16 protein-coding genes are annotated in these 13,868 nt (G+C 67.4%); 10 read left to right on the plus strand and 6 right to left on the minus strand.

Annotation, left to right across the window (positions count from 1 at the left end; genetic code table 11):
- Positions 1-37 precede the first annotated feature (37 nt).
- Complete coding sequence (locus ABZ827_RS02240; protein WP_357231594.1) at positions 38-1,585, plus strand: acyl-CoA carboxylase subunit beta; 1,548 nt, start codon at positions 38-40, stop codon at positions 1,583-1,585.
- Positions 1,586-1,615: 30 nt separating this feature from the next.
- On the opposite strand, the gene ABZ827_RS02245 is transcribed toward ABZ827_RS02240, so the two are convergent.
- The 3 genes from ABZ827_RS02245 to ABZ827_RS02255 are packed head-to-tail and all read right to left on the minus strand — an operon-like array spanning position 1,616 to position 3,742.
- Positions 1,616-2,083, minus strand: a complete 468-nt coding sequence (locus ABZ827_RS02245) for a nuclear transport factor 2 family protein (RefSeq protein WP_357231597.1) — start codon at positions 2,081-2,083, stop codon at positions 1,616-1,618.
- A gap of 22 nt (positions 2,084-2,105) precedes the next feature.
- On the minus strand, positions 2,106-2,933 hold the full coding sequence (locus ABZ827_RS02250; protein WP_357231600.1) for a TIGR03619 family F420-dependent LLM class oxidoreductase: 828 nt from the start codon (positions 2,931-2,933) through the stop codon (positions 2,106-2,108).
- Positions 2,930-3,742 carry an SDR family NAD(P)-dependent oxidoreductase gene (locus ABZ827_RS02255; protein ID WP_357231602.1) on the minus strand — a complete coding sequence of 271 codons (813 nt, stop codon included), beginning with the start codon at positions 3,740-3,742 and terminating at the stop codon, positions 2,930-2,932. The genes ABZ827_RS02250 and ABZ827_RS02255 overlap by 4 nt, the downstream gene beginning before the upstream one ends.
- A 103-nt stretch (positions 3,743-3,845) precedes the next feature.
- On the opposite strand from ABZ827_RS02255, the gene ABZ827_RS02260 reads away from it, so the two are divergent.
- Positions 3,846-4,451, plus strand: coding sequence for a TetR family transcriptional regulator (locus ABZ827_RS02260; protein ID WP_357231605.1), 606 nt, complete (start codon positions 3,846-3,848; stop codon positions 4,449-4,451).
- Positions 4,452-4,487: 36 nt separating this feature from the next.
- Here the strand turns inward: ABZ827_RS02260 and ABZ827_RS02265 are convergent, their stop codons facing one another.
- Complete coding sequence (locus ABZ827_RS02265) at positions 4,488-5,366, minus strand: phosphatase PAP2 family protein (protein WP_357234388.1); 879 nt, start codon at positions 5,364-5,366, stop codon at positions 4,488-4,490.
- A 351-nt stretch (positions 5,367-5,717) separates the two neighbouring features.
- On the opposite strand from ABZ827_RS02265, the gene ABZ827_RS02270 reads away from it, so the two are divergent.
- Positions 5,718-6,566, plus strand: coding sequence for a hypothetical protein (locus tag ABZ827_RS02270; protein ID WP_357231608.1), 849 nt, complete (start codon positions 5,718-5,720; stop codon positions 6,564-6,566).
- A gap of 54 nt (positions 6,567-6,620) precedes the next feature.
- On the opposite strand, the gene ABZ827_RS02275 is transcribed toward ABZ827_RS02270, so the two are convergent.
- The gene (locus ABZ827_RS02275; RefSeq protein ID WP_357231611.1) at positions 6,621-6,854 is read right to left on the minus strand and encodes a hypothetical protein; all 234 of its coding nucleotides are present in this window, start codon (positions 6,852-6,854) and stop codon (positions 6,621-6,623) included.
- 411 nt (positions 6,855-7,265) lie between these two features.
- Between ABZ827_RS02275 and ABZ827_RS02280 the strand changes: the two genes are divergently transcribed.
- The 7 genes from ABZ827_RS02280 (at position 7,266) to ABZ827_RS02310 (ending at position 12,873) form a co-directional block, all read left to right on the plus strand.
- Positions 7,266-8,942, plus strand: coding sequence for a solute carrier family 23 protein (locus ABZ827_RS02280; protein WP_357231614.1), 1,677 nt, complete (start codon positions 7,266-7,268; stop codon positions 8,940-8,942).
- Between the two features lie 83 nt (positions 8,943-9,025).
- A complete protein-coding gene (locus ABZ827_RS02285) occupies positions 9,026-9,688 on the plus strand; it encodes a GAP family protein (protein ID WP_357231616.1) in 663 nt (220 codons plus the stop codon).
- A 100-nt stretch (positions 9,689-9,788) separates the two neighbouring features.
- The gene (locus tag ABZ827_RS02290; protein WP_357231619.1) at positions 9,789-10,754 is read left to right on the plus strand and encodes a DUF389 domain-containing protein; all 966 of its coding nucleotides are present in this window, start codon (positions 9,789-9,791) and stop codon (positions 10,752-10,754) included.
- A gap of 90 nt (positions 10,755-10,844) precedes the next feature.
- Positions 10,845-11,258 (plus strand): hypothetical protein, encoded by a 414-nt coding sequence (locus tag ABZ827_RS02295; RefSeq protein ID WP_357231622.1) that lies wholly within the window; start codon positions 10,845-10,847, stop codon positions 11,256-11,258.
- A 109-nt stretch (positions 11,259-11,367) separates the two neighbouring features.
- A complete protein-coding gene (locus tag ABZ827_RS02300; RefSeq protein ID WP_357231624.1) occupies positions 11,368-11,793 on the plus strand; it encodes a DUF6325 family protein in 426 nt (141 codons plus the stop codon).
- A gap of 11 nt (positions 11,794-11,804) precedes the next feature.
- Positions 11,805-12,128: an SHOCT domain-containing protein gene (locus tag ABZ827_RS02305; protein ID WP_357231627.1), complete on the plus strand. Its 324-nt coding sequence runs from the start codon at positions 11,805-11,807 to the stop codon at positions 12,126-12,128.
- A gap of 85 nt (positions 12,129-12,213) precedes the next feature.
- Positions 12,214-12,873 carry a GAP family protein gene (locus tag ABZ827_RS02310; protein WP_357231630.1) on the plus strand — a complete coding sequence of 220 codons (660 nt, stop codon included), beginning with the start codon at positions 12,214-12,216 and terminating at the stop codon, positions 12,871-12,873.
- Between the two features lie 65 nt (positions 12,874-12,938).
- On the opposite strand, the gene ABZ827_RS02315 is transcribed toward ABZ827_RS02310, so the two are convergent.
- Positions 12,939-13,691, minus strand: a complete 753-nt coding sequence (locus ABZ827_RS02315; protein WP_357231633.1) for an MHYT domain-containing protein — start codon at positions 13,689-13,691, stop codon at positions 12,939-12,941.
- Between the last annotated feature and the right edge of the window lie 177 nt (positions 13,692-13,868).

Genomic DNA, 13,868 nt, shown 5'->3' on the forward strand with positions numbered 1-13,868 from the left:
TCGAGAGCTCGGCCGAGACGACGAAGGGCGTGCATACGTGGAGACGACGACCGCTGCGAAACTGAAGCAACTGCGGGAGAATCTGACAGTCGCGCAGGAACCGGCGGGCTCGGCAGGTGTCGCCAAACGTGCGGCGAAAGGAATCCCCAGCCCCCGCGAACGTATCGCCATGCTCCTGGACAAGGGCAGTTTTATCGAAATCGGGGCATTGGTCAGGCAACCCGGCGCCGATGACAGCCTCTACGGCGACGGTGTGGTCACCGGTCGTGGCACGGTCGACGGCCGCCCGGCGGTGGTGATCGCCCACGACCAGACGGTATTCGGCGGGTCGGTGGGCGAGATGTTCGGCCGTAAGGTCGCCGCGGCCATGGACCTGGCCGCCGAGATCGGATGCCCGTTCGTGGCCATCAACGATTCCGGCGGCGCCCGGGTACAGGATGCGGTGACCTCACTCGCCTGGTATGCCGCCATGAGCCGGCGGCAGCTGGGATTGTCCGGGGTGGTGCCGCAGGTATCGGTGATGCTCGGCAAATGCGCGGCCGGTGCCGTGTACTCCCCGATCAACACCGATGTCCTGATCGCCACCGAATCCGCCTATATGTTCGTGACCGGTCCCGAGATCATCCGCGAGACCACCGGCGAGGAGATCACGCCCGAGGAGCTCGGCGGCGCGTTCAACCAGGCCCGTAACGGCAATATCCATCACGTCGCGCGGGACGAGGCGGCGGCGTTCGCTTGGGCGCGAGCGTATCTGAGCTTCATGCCGTCGAACTGCTTCGAACAGCCGCCGCTGATCAACCCCGGCCTCGAACCCGAGATCACCGCCTCCGATCGCGAACTCGATACCCTCATACCGGATTCCGACAGGGCCGGCTACGACATGTACGAGGTTCTGCTGCGGATCTTCGACGACGGCGAATTCCATGAGATGGGTGACAGCGCAGCGCGCAATATGATCACCGGATTCGCCCGCGTCGACGGCCGCAGCGTCGGCGTCGTCGCTAATCAGCCGCAGGTGTACAGCGGTGCTATCGATGCCCGCAGCTCGGACAAAGCGGCACATTTCATCCGGCTCTGCAACGCATTCGGGATCCCGCTGGTGTTCGTGGTCGATACGCCGGGCGTTCTGCCCGGAGTCGAAGAGGAGAAGATCGGTGTCATCAAACGTGGCGGCCGGTTCTTCTATGCCGTTGTCGAGGCGACGGTTCCGATCGTCACCGTCGTGGTGCGCAAAGCCTACGGGGGCGGTTATGCGGTGATGGGCTGTAAACAGCTCGGCGGCGATATCAATCTGGCCTGGCCGACCGCTCGTATCGCCGTTATGGGCGCCGAAGCCGCCGTCGGACTCACCCAGCGCCGGCAGCTCGCCGCCGTATCGGACGAAGCACGGCCGGCGCTGCGGCAGCAGATGGTCGATTTCTACAATGCCGCGGTCGCCACACCGTGGACGGCCGCCGAACGCGGGTATATCGACGCGGTGATCGAACCGTCGCAGACCAGGCTGGAGCTCCGTAAAGCGCTACGCCTGCTGCGGGACAAGTCCGTTCGGCACGGTCCGCGCAAACATCACCTCATGCCGCTGTAGCTGCCGCGTTCGCTGTGCGCCGGCTCCCGGTTATGCCGGACTCAGCAGATCGCGGGCCTCCGCCGCACCGTTCAGGGCGCGAGTGACGCGCCGGGTGATCTTCCAGCCCTGTGGCGTGCGGGCGAGTTCGAACCTGTTCGCGCCCGCACGCCACACCCGGTATCCGTCGTCGCGGCGGCGCACCAGCAGTGATTCGCAGACAGCCAGCGCCTCGTCGCCGTCGACGACGACGTGCGCCGGACCGAGGAAATGGGTGCATCCGGCCTCGATCAGCGACTGATGCGCGTCGGATTCGACCATCGCCCGGATCTCCGCGCGGTTGCGCATATGCCAGCCTTCGACGTCGTATTCGCCGTCCTCGGTCCACAGTTCCGCCACTGCCGCGGCCGCGCCGGCGTCGACGAACGGACCGTAGGCGGCCACCAGCCGGGTGATTTCCACCTCGTCCTCCAGGCGGCGGACCCGTTGCTCCAAGCGGGTCAGTCGTTCGTCGTCCATGGCCGTCCTTCCGTCGTATCCATCAGAGTCGCGCGGCCGTGGTGTACAGGGCCGCGAGTTGCGTGCAGTAGTGGTCGATATCGGTGGCGCGCAGGGAACAATTGACGACGGTGGCACCGCTGTCGCGCAGCCGGCTCAGCCGGCGCCGGGTGCCTTCCGGATCGCCGGTCGGATCGAGTGCGCGACCCGGGTTCAGCACCACTTCGAAACCGGGCGGCGGATTCACTTGCCGCAGATAGTCGGCCGTATCGGCGGCCGACAGACCGAACGGGACCCAGCCGGTGCCCAATTCGACGGCGCGGCGCAGCGAGCGGCGGGTGCGGCCGCCCACCCAGATGGGTGCGGCCGTCGATACCGCGTGCGGGTCGATGACGAACTCGCCGACTTCGCGGCGACCCCACGCGGCGCGTAACCCGGCGAGGCCGCGGTCGGCGGCGGCACCGCGTTCCGGCCATTCGGCATCGAGCAGGTCGAATTCGGCGCGTAACGATCCGACGCCCACACCCAGAACCACCCGCCCACCGCTGAGCCGGTCGAGTGTTCCGTAGCGCTTGGCCAGTGCGAGCGGATGGTGGTAGCCCAGCACAACGACCGAAGTCGCCAATCTGATCCGCGTGGTCCGCGCGGCCAGGTACGACAGTGTGGCCAGCGGGTCCCAATAGGTGGCGCCGCGGACCGGTGCGTCCGCGGCGGGTACGACGATATGTTCGGAGCAGGTCAGATGGTCGAAACCGAGTGCGTCGGCTGTTTCGGCGACCCGGGCGAGTTCGGCCGGGCCGGCATCGGATTCCCAGGGCGAAGCGACGCCGGGAACCTGGACCACGATAGGGGTGGACAGTCCGATCCTCACCGATCCCGCTCCTCGACCGCCCCGATGAGCCGCCGCATCATCCGGTCGGCACCCAGCACCGCGGCCGCGCGATCGGGGTCGCCGCGGCGGATCGCCAGCTTTTCGTGAGCGGCCACGATATGTACCGGGCCCTGCCCGAGTGCCGCGAGTCCCTCGGCGGCGACCTCGTCGGGTTCGGACACGGGCATGCCAGGAATATCGAAATCGAGACCGACCCGCTCCATCGCCGGTGTCCGGGTCACTCCGAGTACCAGTTCGAGGACATCGACGCCGTATTCGCGCAGTTCGAGCCAGAGGCTTTCGGCGAAAATCCGCCCGAAGGCCTTCACCCCTCCGTACACCGTGTGCCGCCGCGAGCCCAGATATCCGGCCAGCGAACCCACCAGCACGATGCCGCCCCGGCCCCGGTCCCGCATCGCCGCACCGAATCCGGAGATCAGGGCCAGCGGAGTGGTGATGTTGAGATCGATCACCTGCTGGAAGGCGGCGAGATCGCCGTCCAGGAAATCGGCGCTGTGCGTGTTGGCGCCGGCGTTGTGCACCAGCAACCCGACCTCGATATCGGATACCGCGGCCTGCACCGCCGCTGCCGCGTCCGGGCTGCTCAGATCAGTCGCGAGGGTGCGGACCCGGACGCCCAGGGCACGGCATTCCGCGGCCGTATCCTCCAGCGGGCCTGCCCGGCGGGCCACCAGCAGGAGGTGGATACCGGTGTGTGCGAGCCGCAGTGCCATGGCCCGTCCGACTCCTTCGGATCCGCCGGTGATCACCGCCCAGGGGCCGTAGCGCGCGGGGTCGATGTTCGTCATTGCTCTGTCTCCGTTCGAGGTCCGCGATCCGGCCTCACCCAGTTCTACAACCGGATCCGGAAAATTACTAGAGTGAATTCTAGTTTTCCCAAGGAGGTGCACAGTGCCACGGATAGCGCAGCCGCGTGAACCCGGCCGCCCGACCACCACGAGTCAGCACGCACGGCGGCGGGCCATCCTGCGCGCCGCCGCACGCCTCGGTGCGGATCTGGGCCTCGAACGGGTCCAGATGTCCGATGTCGCCACGGCGGCGGGGGTCGCGCTCGGCACGCTGTACCGCTACTACCCGTCCAAACATCACCTGTATTCGGGAGTGCTGGAGGCCGCGGTCACGGAGTTGCCGCCGCCCGCGGGGCGCCCCGGCGATCCAGTGGGTGCGGTGGCGGACTTCCTGGAGAATGCCGTCACCCAGTTACTGCGGCGTCCGCTGCTCGGCCGGGCCATGGTGGTATCGGTGAATGCCGTCCGGTCCGCCGGGACGGTCGCGGCCGATACCACGATGCGCGATCGGATCATCGCCGTCGCCGGTATCGCCGAACCGGACGCCGGGGATCATCAGCTGGCCCGGCTGGCCGAACAGTGTGCCTACGGGATCATGACGTGGGCGACGGCCGGTCAGCTGGGCGCGGCGGAAGCCGCGGCCGATATGCGCCGGGCCTGCGATCTGCTGCTCGCTCCGTGGGGCGAGCGCCGCGACGACGAGAGATAGCGTGTGCGCGGCCGGTCCGCTTCTCGCCGCAAGCGGCTATGGCGCCGGTTCCGGGTCCGGCCCGGTGGGGCGTCTCCGGCGCTCCCACGCCCGGGCGAGCAGGATCGTCAACCCGACGTATGCCCAACCGGCCACAACGTCCACGACATAGTGTTCGCCCCCGTAGACCAGCGTGAATGCCATCGCGAGCGGGAACAGTGCCAGCGGGACCCGCCACCACCACCGCCGGGCCAACGGCCACAGGGCGACCGATACGAGCAGCGCGAACGCGGCGTGCAGCGACGGCATCGCGGCGACCGGATTGCCCTGTGCGGCCAGCCAGTCCCCGACGATATCCACCGATACCAGGCGGAAGCCGAATCCGGTACCCCGATGGACCTCGACCGGGATCACCCCCGCGCGGGCCGCGAACCACGGGGGAGCGGCGGGCAGCAGGACATAGGTCAGCAGACCGAGACAGGACAGCAGGATGACCCGGCGCATGTACTTGGACCAGCGCTCCCTGGACTGCACATAGAAAATCGCGGCGATCAGCCACGGCACCACGAAATGGCTGGTATAGACCATTCCTGTCAACAAGGTCCACCAGGGGTGCTCACCGTTCGGAGTGAGGTGCTCCTGCAGCCATACCGTCGGAATGGTCCCGCCGAACAACCAGCTTTCCACCGTGACCAGTTCTTCCACCCGTACCGGCATACCGAGGGTGTTGGCGATACCGCGGGTGTGGTCGTAGACCACCAGCGCGGCGATCAGCGGGATCCAATCGATCAGGGTGCGCATATGCTCGCGCCACGGGCGATCGGGATTGAACGCGGCGATACCGGCGACGATCCACAGCGCCTGGTAGATCCTGTCGGTCGGCAGTCCGAACAGGACTGTGACCACCGCCAGCGCCAGCAGATAGGCCGACCACACGCTACTGCGCAGCAGCCGGCGAGGCCGTTGCCGGGTCGGCGCCTCGACAGTGGGGGCACCCATCTCCCCAGTTTCCATCAGTCGGCCTTCCGGTGAACGGCCGACTACCGGATAGTGACATCGAAACGACAGGCCGAGCGGCTCCGGCCGTCGAGATCTCGCACACCGACGCCTGTCCAGGTGCATATCGCGGCAATGCGTTGTGCCGCGGATTCCGATTGGGAAAATTTATGGACCAGAGCCTGCCGTACCGGTCGAAAATGCCGGGCGAAATGCCTAATCTTCCCGGATGGCCGAGGTACGTCCGCCCGCAGCGGCACCTGCCGGATTGTTCAGCCGGGTGCCGGCAGCATGACATTGGCCGAGGTGGCCGCGGACCTGTACGGCCGAGCTCCGGGAGAGTTCGTCGCCGCCCGCGACGAACAGGCGCGGGCCGCCAGGAGAGCGGGGGACAAGGCGCTCGGCGCGGAAATCGCGGCACTGCGCAAGCCGACAGTGGCGGCCTGGGTGGTCAATATGCTGGTACGCGCGGCACCCGGCGAGGTGGAGGCATTGCTGCTGCTGGGCGACGATCTGCGCACCGCCCAGCGAGAATTATCCGGAGAACAACTACGTCTGTTGACACGGCAGCGCCGGCAGGTGGTCGACGCGCTGGCCGAACGTGCCCGTACGGTGGCCGCGCAGTACGGGCAGCAGGTGACCGATGCCGTACTGAGGCAGGTCGGCGAGACCCTGACCGCCGCCCTCGCGGACCCGGAAGTAGCCGGGAAGGTGCGCACCGCGACACTCGCCTCGGCGGCGAGTTACGCCGGTTTCGGGCCGGTGGAGCCCGGTCTGACGGTAGTCCGGGAGACAACGGATTCCGCTGCGACACAAAGCAGCTCGAGTGCGCCCGCGGTGCCCGCGAAACGGCCGGTGAGCGGGCGGACGGATGACGACGAGTCCCGGGAGCGCGTGCGGCAAGAAGAACTACGGGCAGCGAGGGATCGGGCACAGGCCATATCGGATGCCGCCGAAGCGGAAGCACGGCAGGCCGGTGAAGATCTCCGGCGCAGTGAGGAGCGGCTCGCGCAACTACGTGCCGAGCTCGTCGCGGCCGAGGACCGGCTCCGTTTCGCTCGTAATGCCGAACGCGCCGCGCGCCGGGCGTTCCGCGCCGCCACAACCGAACTGGAACGGGCGCGTCGGCGGCTGGAGTGAATATCCCGGCCGGCACGCGGTGCGATCCCGCCTGTCCTCTCTCGGGTGTCTCGGCTAGGCGTGATCGGCAAGGGATTCGTGCCCCGCTCGCCGGGCGCAATGCGCACAGCAGAATATCTGTGCGCCCGCCTCGACACCGTGGCCGAGTATGCGGCAGCTGCAGTGCGCGCAGACCGGGGCGAGTTCGTTCGCCGCGCATTCGAAGCTGTCGAAGGTCCACGACTGTCCGTCACGACTCACGGTGAAGGTCCCGGCGTAGTCGTTGCCGCAGGTATCGCAGATTGCCATAGCTTCACACCTCCCGTTGCTCCGATCGGCGCCGTCGCTGTGCCGCCGATCCGGTGTCACCGGATGCCGTACCCGGGGCGGGATCGCGTAAACGCCGCCCGGCGTGTGGGCGGGATCGGGTAGCAGCGGTCGTGTCGTGTCCGCCGAAAGGTTGTGATCACCCTGATCGGGTGATGCGACGGCGCTGTCCGGTACGCGAAGGTGACGTCATGCATCGTCGGGAAGTAGCGGCGCGGACCGTGCCGTCAGCGTCCGGGCGCTGCGGAGCCGGCGCTGCGGTGCCGTTGTCCGGCGCGGTGGCCGCCTGTGTATCCGGTGGCCTGGCACCGGTTGTCCGGATAGGTGGACCCTGGTGTCCCCGAAGGTGAGGACGGGCGTCCCCGGCTCGGCGGGCCGCGGGGTCGTTCCGCCATGAAACGCGTACTTCAGCGGATTCGCCGGGTCCTGCCCGATGAGCGGATCCAGCGAGCCGATGTGATCGCCGGGTTGTCCGGTGCGGTGGCAAGCGTGCCGGACGGGATGGCAGCGGGGGCGCTGGCCGGGGTGAGCCCGGTTCACGGGCTGTACGCCAGTATGGGGGGCCGGCTGTTCGGCAGTTTCGCCACCAGTACCCGGTTGATGGTGGTGACGGCGACGAGCGCGTCGGCGCTGGCCGCGGGATCGGCGTTGACCGGGGTCGCGCCAGAGCAGCGGTCCGCCGCGCTCGTTCTGCTGACGCTGTTCGCGGGCTGTGTCATGCTCGCCGCCTCGGTACTGCGGCTGGGCCGCTATACGCGGTTCGTCTCACATTCGGTGATGACCGGGTTCCTGGCCGGGATCGCGGCGAATATCGTCTTCGGTCAGCTGGCGCAGCTGACCGGGGTCGCGGCCGATTCGTCGATCGCGTTGCTGAAGGCGGTCCACGTCGTCACCCACCCGCGCGAGATAGACCTTCCCTCCCTTGTGGTCGGCCTGTTCTCGCTGGGGCTCCTTCTCGTGCTGGCCCGGACCCGGCTGCGGTTGTTCGCCGCGCTCGCCGCGCTGGTGTTCCCGACCGCGCTCATGATCGGTTTCGGCTGGGATTCGGTGACCCGGGTATCCGATGTCGGTGCGATTCCGAGTGGGTTTCCGTGGCCGCATATTCCCGATCTCGCCACGCTGACCCCCTCATTGGTCGGTGGCGCCGCCGCGGTCAGTGTCATCGTCCTGGTCCAGGGTGCCGGCGTTGCCCAGGCTGTCCCGAACCGAGACGGTTCACACTCCGACCCGAACCGCGATTTCGCCGCCCAAGGTATCGGAAGTATCGCGGCGGCCCTGTTCCGCGGGATGCCGGTCGGGGGTTCGCTCGGGCAGACGGCGTTGAACTCCACCGCCGGGGCGCGTACTCGCTGGGGCGGGATCCTGTCCGGAGTGTGGTTACTGGGGATTCTCGTCGCCTTCGCCCCGCTGGTCGGCAAGGTGCCGATGCCGACGCTGGCGGCGATCCTGATCGTGGCGGCATCCGGCGCGCTGGAACCGACGGGGCTTTCCGCGATCTGGAGCAGCGGTTCGACCTCGCGCATCGCACTCGGGGCGACGTTCCTGGCCACGCTGCTGCTCCCGGTGACCGCGGCGGTGGGTATCGGGGTGGCGCTATCGCTGGTCCTGCAGTTGAACCGCGAGGCGCTGGACCTGAAAGTGGTCCGGCTGCGGGTCGAGAACGGGCGTCTGGTGGAGGTTCCCGCACCCGTCCGGCTCGCCGATCGCGAGATCGTCATCCTCGATGTGTACGGCAGTCTCTTCTACGCCGGTGCCCGGACGTTGCAGGCGAATCTGCCCGATCCCACGGGAGCCCATGCCCCGATCGTCATCCTGCGGCTGCGTGGCAGAACGTCGGCGAGCGCCACGTTCCTCGCGGTGGTCGCCGACTATATGCGCCGCCTCGACCTGGCCGGCGGCGCGCTGTACCTCAGCGGAGTCGATCCGCGGATCCGGGAGCGGTGGACCGACGACCTGCTCGACCGGCAGGGGGTGCGAGTCGAATTCTTCCCGGCTACCGCGACGATCGGGGAATCGACGCTGGCCGCCTACGCACAGGCCAGGGTGCGGCTCCGCGAACCGGATATCTGAGCGGGAGGCCGGCGAACACGATCGCCGGCCGATGGTTCGTCCGTCCCGCTGATCTGCGTTCGTACTGCGATGAGGAGCCGGTCATGGGTGATCTGCTGGTGGTTCTGGTGCCGGAAATGGTCGGGCTGATCATCACGCCCGGTGCCATCGCCGGATGTGTGCTGTTGCTGTTGCGGTCGCGCACCCCGGTCCCCAGCGCACTCGCCTTCGGTGGCGCGTTCGTCCTCGTCTACACGCTGATCGCACTGTCTGCGCTGCTGGGCGGTGCTTCGGATCCGGAGGCCGTATCGCCGGATACTTCCGGAGGTGCCGGTCTGTTCGTCGGATTACTGTTCTTGCTCGGGGGACTGTGGATCCTGTTCCGGCGCCCGGCCGGCCGGCGTCAGGGGCCACCGAAACTGCTCCAGGAGCTGGAGGACAGTGGGCCGCGCCGGGCTTTCTTTGTCGGTATCGCGCTGGCGGTGATCAACCCGAACCTGTTCCTCATGATCTCCGGAATGAGCTATATCGCCAGCTCGCCGGTGGGCCCGGTGTGGGCGCTGCTGGCCACTGTGCTGCTGCTCGGCTCGGCGTCGCTCGATTTCCTGGTGCCCGTGGGCGTCTACACCGCTCTCGGTAGCCGTGCCCGCACTCGGCTGGGTGTCCTCGAGGGATGGGTGATGCGGCATACGCGGGGGCTGTCGCTGGCAGTCCTGTTCGGCTTCGGAGCTCTGTTCACCGTGCGCGGGCTCGGCGATCTGTGGTAGCCGACCGTCCCGCGCCCGGTTCACCCGCCGGGGATGAGGCTGTTCAGGGCATCCGGGCGGCACAATCGACGGATACTCGAACCGGATCGAGGACAGGCCTATGTCACTGCTGGTCCCCATAAATCAACGACGGACGCTCGATGAGCTCACCGACCGGCTCGATCTGGGAATCGGTGATACGACCACGAAACGGTCCGCCTTCTGGATCATGCTGACTCTTTCCGGCATCATCGCCGCGTCCGGGGTGGTCGGGGATTCGACCGCGACGGTGATCGGCGCGATGATCGTTGCGCCGCTGTCGGTGCCGATACTCGGTGTGGGACTGGGGATCGCCGCGGGGCGCGCGGAACTCGTCGCGCGGAGCTTACTACTCGTGGTGGCGGGCATCCTGCTGGTCGTACTGGTGGGGTTCCTTTTCGCGCAGGTGCTGCCCAATCCGACGAATGTGCTGACGAATTCCCAGGTGATCGGCCGGACCTCACCGAAACTGATGGATCTCACCGCGGCACTGGCCACCGGGCTGGTGGGCGTTGTCGCCATTATCCGGCGCGATGTCGGCGATGTCCTTCCCGGTGTGGCCATCGCGATCTCGCTCGTTCCGCCGTTGGCGGTGGTGGGGGTCTGCCTGGGTTCGAGTGCACCGGGATTGGCGCTGGGCGCGTTCGTCCTGTTCGCGTCGAATATGGTCGCCATGATCATTACCGCGACCGTGGTTCTGGTGATCACCGGCTATCCGGCCGAAGCCGGCGCGGGTGCGCGACGGCGCGGCCGTGCCTATGCGATCCTGGCTGTCGGGCTGATCGTCGTGGCCATCCCCATGGTGGTGAACTCACTGTCCTCGCTCTGGGCGGGCCAGATCGCCGACGCCACCCGTAACTGGCTCGCGGAAGTGCCCGGCGCCCAGGTCACCGATGTCACGCTGCAATCCGATACCGCCACGATCCAGGTGCTGTCACCGGGTGATCTGCCACCGGTCGGCAGTCTCGAACAATCGGTGCACGATCTGGTGCCCTGGCATCCCCAGGTCGTCATCGTGCATACGGTCGGCAGTCGTATCGCGAACTAGCGCCCCGGTGACTTCATCCGATTCGGGTGACGCGGCCGGTGCCGCGGATAGGGCATATGTGGTCCACCAGCAAACGGATGAGGAGAGCTGATGACCGATACCACAGCATCGCCACGTAACCCGGTCTCGCAGGGAGTGGCGGCGGTGACCTCGATCGGGGTGGCCGTTCTGCTGCTCACGGTAGGCGTTCTGTCCATTCTCGCCGGTGGTTCCGCAGTGGCCGCCGACGACCTGTTCGTCGATGGACCCGACTACCTCTACGAATTGGACACCACGACCTGGGGCTGGGTGCACATCGTGGTGGGCGCGCTGATCGTGGTCGCCGCTATCGGGCTGCTGGCAGGTGCGGTCTGGGCGCGGGTCACCGCGGTCTTCCTCGCGGCGCTGTCGATTATCGGCAACTTCCTGTGGCTTCCCTACTACCCGTGGTGGTCGATCCTGGTGATCGCCTTGGACATTGTGGTGATCTGGGCGGTGACCACCTGGAGTCCGGCTCCGCGATGAGATACGGGCGGCGGCGAATTCGAATCCGCCGCGGCCCGGCCGGCGCCGCATGTGACCTCATCCGCGGCGGGTGATGCGAAACAGGTGCGCCCGCCCGCACGATGGCCGTATGACCTACGCATCGGATCTCGGCCCGGTAGAACTGGTCGTTCTCTCCTTCCCAGGCACGCGGATCGACCGGTCGATCACGGCCGCACTGGCAGATGTGGTGGACCGCGGCTACGTCACCGTGCTCGACCTCATCTATCTGACGATGGACGACAGCGGGGGCCTGCGCCAGGTCGAAGTCGACGAATCGCTGACCGATATCGGACTCGACGGGCTCACCGTGGATTCACGGGGCCTGGTCAGCGATGAAGACCTCGATATCGTGCGGGCCGCCATGGACCCGGGGACTTCCGCCGTCGTGATCGCCTACGAGGAAACCTGGGCCCGTTCGCTGGCGGGGAAGGTGCGGGGCGCCGGCGGCGAGGTCGCCCTGCACGTGCAGATACCCCGGGATGCCGTCGCGGCGGCATTGTCGGCGACTCGGTAAGGAGGACTCCCATGGTGTTCCGCGCAGGACGTATAGGCAGGCCGGGGCTGCTCGGCACGGTCGCCCGCACCGCGGTGGTCGCGGGCACGGCGCGCGCGACGTCGAACGCCGTCGACCGCCGCGCACAACGCCGCGCGGCGGAGAGTCAGGCCTACGCGGCGCAACAAGCTCCGCCGCCACCACCACCTCCACAGCAGTACGCCCCACCGCCCCCCGCCCCGGCGGCGGAACCGGAGGATCTTGTGGACAAACTGCACAAGCTGGGCGAACTGCATTCCTCCGGTGTCTTGTCGGATGACGAATTCACCGCGGCGAAACGGCAACTCCTCGGTTGACCGGCCAGGTGATCGAGCCGCGGTACCGGGCGTGCGCAGCAGGTAACAACGGGGAGCGGCCCCACCGATCAGGGGAGGTTCCGTTATGGGCGCGGTGATCGGTGATCTGTTACCGCTGGCGGTCGGCGTGGCGATCTCGCCGATTCCCATTGTCGCGGTCATCTTGATGCTGTTGTCCCGCAATGCCCGGGTCACCGGGATCGGTTTCGGAACCGGGTGGGCGGTGGGCATTCTCGCGGTGACGGCAGTGGTCACCGCGGCCTCGGGGCTGTTCGGGTCCGGGTCCGGCGGCGGTGGGACGGTTGCCTCCTGGTTCGAGGTCGTCCTGGGCGTCGTGCTGATCGCGCTGGCGTTCACGCAGTGGCGTTCCCGCGCCGATACCGCCACGCCGCAATGGATGCGGGCCATCGATGAGTTCACCTTCGAGAAGGCGGCGAGTCTGGGGGTGATGCTGTCGGCCGTCAACCCGAAGAATCTGCTGCTGTGCGTATCCGCGGGGATCACGATCGGGACGGGCGGACTCGGCGCCGGCGGCGATATCGTGGCGTTGCTGGTATTCACGGTGCTCGCCGCGGTCTCGGTGCTGGTGCCGGTATTCGGGTACCTGCTCGCGGCGGATCGCGTATCCGGCACCCTCGACACGGCCAAGAACTGGCTACAAGCCAATAATCACCTGGTCATGGCGATCGTCCTGCTGATCATGGGGGCGGCCGTACTCGGAAAAGGTGTCGGTGGGCTCGGGTGATCGTCAGTCGCGGGAACGTTCGTCGTGCCCGGCCGGTCACGGCCGTGATCGCGGAGCACGGGCCGTCAGTGTGACCCTTCCGGCATCGATCGGTGCGGGTTCGTCAGCGTCATACTGATGCCGATGAGGAGGCCGACGGTGACGACGCTCAGCGCGCCGAGCAGTGGCCCCAGTACCTCCAATGCCTCGGCGCCCCGCGGTTGCGCGGCATCGGGAACGGCGTGGGCGTGCATCGCGGACATCCCCGTGTAGTGCATGGTCGCCACCGCCCCGGCCAGGACGAACGCGGCGCCGAGGGTCGACGCGACTCCCCAGGAGCGCAGGCTGAACCACAGGGTCGCCGTTGCCACGACGGTGGCGATCACCAATGACAACGCGACGCGTGCCGGGTCATAGGCGATATGTGCGTCGGTCTGCATCGCGGACATACCTGTGTAATGCATGGCCCCGATTCCCAGGCCGGTGATCACACCTCCGATGATCAGCGACACCCGCCCCGAACCGGGGGAGCTCACCAGGTACAGGCCGATACCGACCACCGCGATCGCGATGGCGGCGCTCAGGACGGTGAGCGGCACATCGAATCGAATCTGCGCGCCTTCGATCGAGAACCCGAGCATCGCAACGAAATGCATGACCCAGATACCGGTACCGCCGAGCGCGATCGAGGCCATGGCCAGCCAGCCCAGCCGGCGCCGTCCACGGCGCGCTTGTTTGGTGCACTGCAGTCCGATGGCACATCCGGTGGCCGAGAGGAAGTACGCCAGCGCGGGTGTCAGCCAGCCCAGCGCGAAATGTTCGAGGTGAAGCATGTCCATCCAAGGTCGTGCCGGGGATCCGGAGCCAGTTCGTCGAGATAGACAGTACGACAGGCAGATCGGCGATGTGTGCTGATCATTTGCCCGAATCCTCGTGGTTTCGATCACATTCACGTTGTGCGGCAATGTGATTACGCAATCGTGCGTTCTCCTCGGCCGGTATCCGAGACGGGGGTC

Source organism: Nocardia sp. NPDC019395, assembly GCF_040632335.1.
Classification (GTDB): domain Bacteria; phylum Actinomycetota; class Actinomycetes; order Mycobacteriales; family Mycobacteriaceae; genus Nocardia.